This window comes from Tahibacter sp., from assembly GCF_035481375.1.
Lineage (GTDB): Bacteria > Pseudomonadota > Gammaproteobacteria > Xanthomonadales > Rhodanobacteraceae > Tahibacter.
The window spans coordinates 19,192-27,321 of record NZ_DATIGT010000295.1 but is presented as its reverse complement, the minus strand read 5'-3'; the positions used below and the strand labels follow the sequence as shown (position 1 = coordinate 27,321).

At 70.5% G+C, this 8,130-nt stretch carries 1 protein-coding gene; it reads right to left on the bottom strand.

From position 1 onward, the window contains the following. Positions 1-7,749 (bottom strand): putative Ig domain-containing protein (locus VLF18_RS19675; RefSeq protein ID WP_325281332.1); only part of this gene is annotated, 7,749 nt, incomplete at its 3' end. Positions 7,750-8,130: the final 381 nt, after the last annotated feature.

Genomic DNA, 8,130 nt, shown 5'->3' with positions numbered 1-8,130 from the left:
GAAGTGGCCGACCTTCATCTCCCCGTCGATCAGCACCGTGCGCGTCGCGCGGCTCAGGTGACCGGCAGCGTCGGTCGCCTCCAGCATCAGGCGGTACTGGCCGTTGAGGCGCAGCGTCGGATCGAGCGTGCCGAGTTCCGCGTCGACCTGCGTCGTCGTGCCGCTCGCCAGCGTCACCGGCGCGCCGCCGTTGGTGTCGGTCAGCGTGAGCGTCCAGTTCGCCAGATCGGCGTCCTGGATCGAGCCGCGGATCGCCGTGGGCCTGGTGATGCGCGCGGTGTCCTCGGGTGCGGTCAGGTCCACGCGCGGCGCGTCGGCCTGGCTCGGATCGAGCACGAAGAACTGCGCCGCGGCGACCGCGGTTTCGACACCGTCGTTCAGCGAGGCGCTCAGCGTGTGATAGCCCGGCGCGGCCGCGGTGACGACGGCTTCGAGCTCGGCATCGAGCGCGACGGCCTGGCCGTCGAGCGTCAGCGTGCCGGTCAGCGGGCCCGCGTCGCGCAGCGGCACGAGCTTCACATTGACGTTCTGGTTCGGCAGCACGACGTTGGGTGCCACGAGCAGGTTCAGGCTCATCGCACCGGATTCGCCGACGGTCAGCTCCCAGCTCTGCTCGGCCCAGGAACCGGCCGTGTCGGCGACGCGCACGCGCACCTCGACGGTGCCGGTCTGCGCGGCCGCCCAGTCGATGCGGCCGGTGCCGCTCGCGATCGTCATGCCCGCGGGCGCCTGCTGCAGGCTGTAGTACAGCGTCTCGCCGTCGTCGTCGTGCGCGAGCACGTCATAGCGGTACGCGCGGCCGATCTTCGCCGCGGTCGGCGGTTCGCTGTCGATGACCGGCGCGGTGTTCGGCGGCGGGTTCTGCGGATCGATCGCCGCGGTGATCGTGTAGTCCTGCCACGCGCCGCCGCCGTGGCCGTCGCTGACCTCGATGCGCACGGCGTGCGTGCCGACCTGCGCGCGGACCGGCGTCCAGGCGATCGCGCCGGTGGATGCGCTGATCGTCATGCCGGCCGGTGCGCGCGCGAGGCGCCAGGCCAGCGTGTCGTTGTCCGGATCGGTCGCGCTCGGTGCATAGGTATACGACTGCGCAATGGTCGCATTCGTGCCCGGCGTGCCGCTGAGGCTCGGCGCGCCGTTGGTCGCGGCGTCGTTGACGAACACGACCCAGCTCTGCGACGCGATGCCGCCGCGGCCGTCGCGCACTTCGAGCGCGAACGTGTGCTCGCCGACCTGCGCGGTCTGCGGCGTCCAGTTGACCGTCGCGCCGGTCGTCGTCGCGCCGCCGGGCACGGTCAGCCAGGTCGTCGTCAGCGTGTCGTTGTCGGCGTCGGTCGCGGTGACGGTGTAGGCATAGGCGCTCGCCGGCGCGGCCGTGTAGCCCGGCGTGCTCGTGATGACCGGCGCGCGGTTGGCGCCGGGATAGACGTTCAGCGTGAACGACTGCGTGACGAACGCGCCGCGCGCGTCGGTCGCCTTCACGGTGACCGGCACGTTGGTCGCCGTCGCGCTCGGCGTCCAGCGCACGCGGCCCGTGGCCGCCTCGATCGTCATGCCGGTCGGCGCCGTGTTCAGCGCGTAGGTGATGACGTGGCCTTCGGCGTCGGCCGCCTGCGCGGCGTAGTCATAGGTCACGCCGACGATCGCGCTGGTCGGCGCCGTCGACGTGAACGCCGGCGCGGTGTTCGGCGCGCTCGACGGCGTGACGTTGACCCAGGTCTGCTGCTGCGTATAGCTGCCGGCGAGGTTGGTCGCGCGGATCGTGAACTGCCACCAGCCGGTCTGGCCCCAGGCCGGCGTCCACTCGACCGTGCCGCGGCGCGAATCGACGACCATGCCGGGCGGACCGAACGCGAGTTCATAGGTGACGGCATCGCCGGCGTAGGGCGAGGTCGCGACCGCGTCGTAGCGATACGGCTGCTGCTCGTTGCCGGTGGTCGGGCCGGTCGTCGTGAACGTCGGCGCGACGCCGGTCGCCTGCACGAAGCCCGCGGCCCAGGTCTGCGTCGTCGTCGCCGCTTCGTTGTCGGTCACGGCGACCTGGAACGCCCAGCCGCCGCTCGTGTTGTTGCCGGTCGCGCATTCGTTCTCGTTCGACGCGGGCTCGATCGCGGCGAACAGCGGGCCGCTGCCGAGTGCCGAGGGTTCGAGGCCGGGCAGGCTCGCCGTCGCGGTCGTGCCGACCGGCAAGGCGGGAAGCTCGACGCGACCGATGCGATTGGCTTGGATCGCGCTCGTGCCGCGATAGAACGCGACCGCATAGGGCTGGCTCGCGAGCGTGCCGCGGTTGCGCACGTCGGCGCGCAGCGTGATCTCGCCGCTGGTGCCCTGGATGTAAGGGCCGAACGCACGCAGATCGCTCTGGTACTGCGTCGGCGTGACGGCCGGGTTCGGCGCGCCGTAGACGTAGAGCGGCGCCGGCAGCACGCCGGGCATCGCGACGCGCACGCGCATGTCCTCGCCGATGCGATCGGCCGCATAGGCCTGCTGATGCACGACGCGCGCGCCGATCGCCCAGTTGCCGATCGCGGGCGTGAAGCTCGCGGCGTAGCCGCCCTCGCCGAGCCACAGGCGGCCCTGGCCGTCGCCGCGCGGGTCGGCGAAGGTCGGCACCGGGCCGGCGTACTGGAATTGATACGAGTACGAGCCGACGCGCGCGGTGACGACGCCGGTGCGCGCGTCGACGCGATTGAGGCCGTCCCAGGACGGCGAATAGATTTCGAGGAACCCGTCGTTGTCGCCGTCGAGCGCCGCGGCGGTCGCACCGCTGTAGCGGCGTGCGCCCTGCGTACCCTTCAGCGACCAGATCACGCGGCCGTCCTGGCTGCTGAACAGCTTTTCCATCGCGGCCGAATAGATTTCATAGCCGGGTTCCTCGGCGATGAAGTCGGCCACCAGCGGCGCGCCGACGCGATCGACGATGGTCTGGTCGGTGAGGCGCCAGATCGCCGTGCCGTCGCTGCGCAGCAGGCTCAGTCGATAGCCCGCCGTGGTCTGTTCGCTGACGACGACGCCGAGCTGCGCGCCGCCCGCGACCGGAATCGGTGCGAGCTGGCTGTGCTGCACGGTCTCATTCGCGAGCGCGCTCGGTGTCTTCCAGCGCAACGTGCCGGTCGCCGAGCGCGCCTCGCTGCGATACAGCACTTCCTGCACGCCGTCGCCGTCGAGATCCAGCGCGACCGCGCGGCTGTATTCGTAGGTCGGGCTCGGGTACTGCCAGCGCAGCGTGCCGTTCGCGCTGAACACCGCCGGGCCGATCAGGATTTCGGCGACGCCGTCGCGATCCAGATCGGCGAGGCTGATCGCGTTGGTATAGAACGCGTAGTTGCCCGCCTGCGCGCTGGAGGTCCAGCGCAGCGTGCCGTCGCCGTTGAGCGCGACGAGCCGGCGCGTCGTGTCGAGATAGAGGATCGTGACCTGGCCGCGGCCTTCGAGGTCGGCCATCGCCGGCGCGACTTCGTAGTCGGCATAGCCGCCGGTATACGTCCAGAGAATGTCACCCGTATAGGCATCGTGCGCGCGCAGGCGCGGACCGCCGAGACCGGCGACCGACACGGCCGCGATGCGGTCGTTCGTGTTGAGCACGCCGTTGCCGTCGGTGTCGGTCAGCGGGCCGACCAGCGGCTGCGAACTCGTCCCGTTGGACGACTGGCGCCAGGCCACCGCGGGCTGGAACGCGCGCACGCTCGCCGGCACGATCGAACACCACGGGTTCTGCAGGTCGAGGCCGGCCGGTGCGACCGGGGTCTGGCTCGTGAGCGGCCAGGTCAGCCGGCCCCAGGTGCCCGGCGCCGGGTTCGCCGGCGTCGTGGTCAACGCCGCCCCCGTGGGCTTCAGCGGCGCGCTCCAGGTCTGCGTCTCGAACAGGTTGATGTCGCTCGACCGGGTCGGATAGACGTAGTCGCCGGTGCCCGTGATCGTCGTCGGCGGCTGCGTCGTGAACACCGGCGGCTCGTTCGGCTTGTCGCCGAGCAAGGTGAAGAACTGCAGGTGGAAGCCGCCGAACTGGTCGTTGACGCGCAAGGCGACGCGCGCGGACTTGCCGGCGAAGTCGCCGGGCACGCCCCAGCTGACCGCACCGCTGGTCGCGTCGACCTGCATGCCGGACGGCCCTTCGACGCGCGTGAAGCTCAGCACCGCATCGGGTGCGGCGCTGACCGTCGGGGCATAGGTATACGTCTGGCCTTGTACTGCACGGCGGTTCGGCAAGGACGTGAAGCGCGGCAGCACGCGGCCCGCGCCGACGCTCAGCGAGTAGGACTGCGTGGCGTACAGCCCCGCGAGGTCGGCGACCTTGACCGTGACCGCGTGCGAGCCGCTCTGGTTGCTCGTCGGCGCGAAGCGGATCACGCCGGTCAGGCGGTCGATCGTCATGCCGGACGGCGCGGTCGTCAGCGTGTATTCCAGCGCATCGCCGCGATCCGGATCGGTGGCCTGCACGGCGTAGACGTAACGATCGCCGGGCACGACGCCGGTGGGCGCGGTCGAGCCGATCGACGGTGCGGCGTTCACGTCGGCGACGCCGATACTGAACTGGCGCTCGTCGGCGAGTCCGCCCGCATCGGTCACGCCGACGCGCGCGACGACGGCCGCGAGCGACGCATTGTCGGCGCGGCAGTCGATCGTGCCGGGCGCGCTGATCGTGGCGCTGATCTGCGCGGGATTGCCGCCGGTCCAGGGCACGCGGCGCGTGACCGTGGCGCCGTTGGCGAGCGAGGCGACGTCGACCTGCGCGAACGGGTTGCCGTCGGCCGCGAACGCGACCGTGAACGCCTGCGTGACCGCGGCGAGGCCGCGATTGCCGATGATCACTTCGACGTCGTTCGCGCCTTCGACGAGGCGCAGGTCGTGCACGTAGAGATCGGCCTGCGCGGCCGTGGGTTCCTGCGTCAGGATCTCGCGCACCTGTGCGGCGATCAGTGCACTCGTGAACGACTCGGCCATGTGGCCGCCGTCGCGCAGCAGCTCGATGTCCCAGGCCGTGCCGCCGGTCGCGAGCGCCAGGTTCACGTAGTCGGCGATCGTCGTGCCGTCGCCGCTGACCGCGCTCGCGTTCGTGCACGTGACGTAGCCGCCGCCGCCGTCGGCCTTGTAGCCCAGGCCGTCCGGACCCAGACCGAGCGCGACGCTCGCATCGCCGCACTGGAAGCGCGCGTTGACGACGGCGGTCAGCGCGATCTTGTAGGTCTGCAGTTCCGCGAGCACGCTCGCATAGCTCAGCGACACGTTCGCCGCGTCGCGGTCCTCGTCGGTGATCAGCATCACCTGGCGCGAGGAATTCTCGCGCAGCGGGTATTGCATCAGCGCACCGTGGATCGCGTTCCAGCCGTCCTCGGTGCCGCCGAATTCCGGAATGACGTAGTGCGAGGTGGCTTCGAGGAAGTCGAGGTGATTGCCCATGAGCAGGCCGCCCACGGGAATCACGCGCGGCGCTTCGTTGAAGCCCATGAGGCCGTAGCGGTTCGCGTCGCCGCCGGCACCGATCCCGTTCGCCGTGAGATACGCATGGAACGGAATCGCAAAATCCGCGGTCCAGGCGTGCTCGCCGATCATCGAACCGGATTCGTCGACGATCGCGATGACGTCGGCCATCAGCGGCACGGCGCTCACCGTCGTGCCGCCGCCGTAGCACAGCGTGTTCGGCGCACGGTTCGAACCGACGATCGCTGCATTCGCCGGCCAGCCGATCGCGCCGGTCGACGCGCTCACGGCCAGATCGTCAGGACCGTTCAGGCGGCTGTGGTTCTGCGTGTCGCCGCTGTCCGGATCGCTGACCGGATTGGCAAAGGTATACGTTGCACCTTCGTCCACACTGGTCGGCGCCTCGCCGGTGAAGGCCGGCGCGCGATTGGCCGCGGTGACGGTGACGCTTATCGTCGCCGGCGCCGAGGTTGCGGTGCCATCGTTCGCAGTGAACGCGAACGTGTCGCTGCCGACATAACCCGAAGCCGGCGTGTAGGTCAGCGCCGGTGCCGTGCCGCTGAGCGTGCCGTGGGCCGGCGGCGTGGTCACGGTATAGGTCAGCGCGTCGCCGTCGGCGTCGATCGCGCCCAGCGTGATCGCGACCGTCGTCGTGTTCGTCACCGACACGCTCGCGGCCTGCGCGACCGGCGCGCTGTTGCAGGTCACGCTCACGCTGCGCGACGCGGTGTTGTCGCTGCTGCCGTTGGGCGCCGGCGTCGTGAAGCCCGGCTGCGCGCCGGTCGCTTCGGAGAAGCCCGTCGGTGCTGCGAGGCTCGCGCTCAGGCCGATCGCGCTGCAGTGGTTCGGCGTGACCGTCGCGCCGACCGTGAACGTGACCTCGCCGCCGGCCGCACCGGCGCCGCCGGGCAGCAGCAGCGCCCCGGCAATCGGTCCGCTGCCGGTGACGCTCGCATTCGGCGCACCGCCCGGGCAGCGCGCACCGCCGCTCGCGGCACAGGTCCAGCCGTGGATCGTGAGGCCCGCCGGCGTCGTCGAACTCACGCTGACGGTCGCGTCGTGCGCGGTCGCGTCACCCGCGGTCGCCCGCGCCGTGCGATTGCGATAGGTCGCCGTGTAGGTCAGCGCGGCGCCGTCGCGCACCGAGGCCGGCGCGTCGAGCGCGACGCCGAGATCGACGTCGTTGTCGAGCAGCGTCACGCGCGCGGACAGGATCGCGGCCGCGCCGCAGACCTGCGTCGAACTCAGCACATAGTTCGTCGGAGACGCGGTGATCGCGATGTCGACGAATTCGTTGTCCTCGATCAGCGTGTCGTCGATCGCGGCGAGCGGCAGCGCGACGCTGTTGCCGTCGTAGACGCCGGCCGGGATCGTCACGCTGAACGTGTCGCTGCCGCCGGTCGTGGCGAAGTCGCTGCCGCGCACGGCGGTGCCGCTGCCCTGCACGGTCAGCGGCACGACGATGCCGCCGGCCGGCACGGTGCCGACGACGCGCAGCATCGGCCAGCCGCTGGTCGCGTTCTCGCGCAGGCTCACGCTGGCCGTCGACAGTTCGACGAACGGCCGCAGGGTCACCTGGATGTCGTCGATGAAGTTGCCGATGGTGGCGCCGCCGGCCGCCGACACGGCTTCGAAGCCGATCGCCTGCACGCCGGTCGAACCCTGCCACGTGAAATGCCCGCTGTAGTCGCGCCAGCCGAAGGTCGCGAGCGCCGACGTGCACGTGTTCGTGTTCACACCGCCGTCGTTCGCATAGCAGGTCACGACGCCGCCACCGCCGTCGCTCTGCGTGCCCGCGCGCACGACGCGGTTCGTACCGGTGCTCGACCCGACACGGAATTCGGTCACGTCGTTCGTCGTCGCGCTCTGCCGGCCGCGGTGGCTGAAGCGCCAGTCGATCGGCTCGCCGGCCGCGAGACAGACGTTCTGGTAGATGCGCGACGCGGCTTCCGCATTGAGTTCGGCGAACTGCGTGCCGGCGCGCGCGTTCACGCCATTGAACGTGTTGGCCCAGATTTCGATCAGCGGCCCGGTCTGCGCCGCGATCGACGGCGCGCAGCTCGCACCGGCCTGGCTCGGGTGATTCGTGGTCCAGCCGGGCACCTGCGCGTCGGCAACCTGGAAGTAGCAGGTCGACGAACCGGCCGAGGGCTGCTCGAAACCGAGGTTGACGAACGTGCGCTGCACCTGCGCGCTCGCGAGCGGCGCGGCGGCGAGGCCGGCGGCCAGCACGAGCGCGCGAAGGATGCCGGACGATATGCGGGAAGAAACGCGCGGCACAGCCGCATACGCAGCGCCGACCGACGCCGGCACGTTGACGAACTTCATGGTTGGCCCCTGAACCAATCGAACGATGCGCACTACTGCACGCAGAGCGCGGAGTATCTCAGTGCAACTGTGACGAGTTCCATACTTGCGGAAGAATTTTGCCCCGCGACTTTGGTGGTGCGTATGCCGCACGCTCATCCGCCGGCCGCAGTAGCGCCGGCATCGGCGCTGCGACGGAGTGATACGACGCGTTGCTTCGTCATGGACTTCTTTCGTGTCGCGAAGTTCGGACGGCGGCAAAGCGTCTCGCGCGCGAGCAGCAGGCTTTGTCGAAAAAATGCAGCGCACGTCCCCACAGTGGGCGTGCGCTGCACAAAAGCCGCAGCCCCGTCCGGGGGCTGCGCCCAACGCTTCGTGCATCGGCGACAGCGCGTCGCCGTC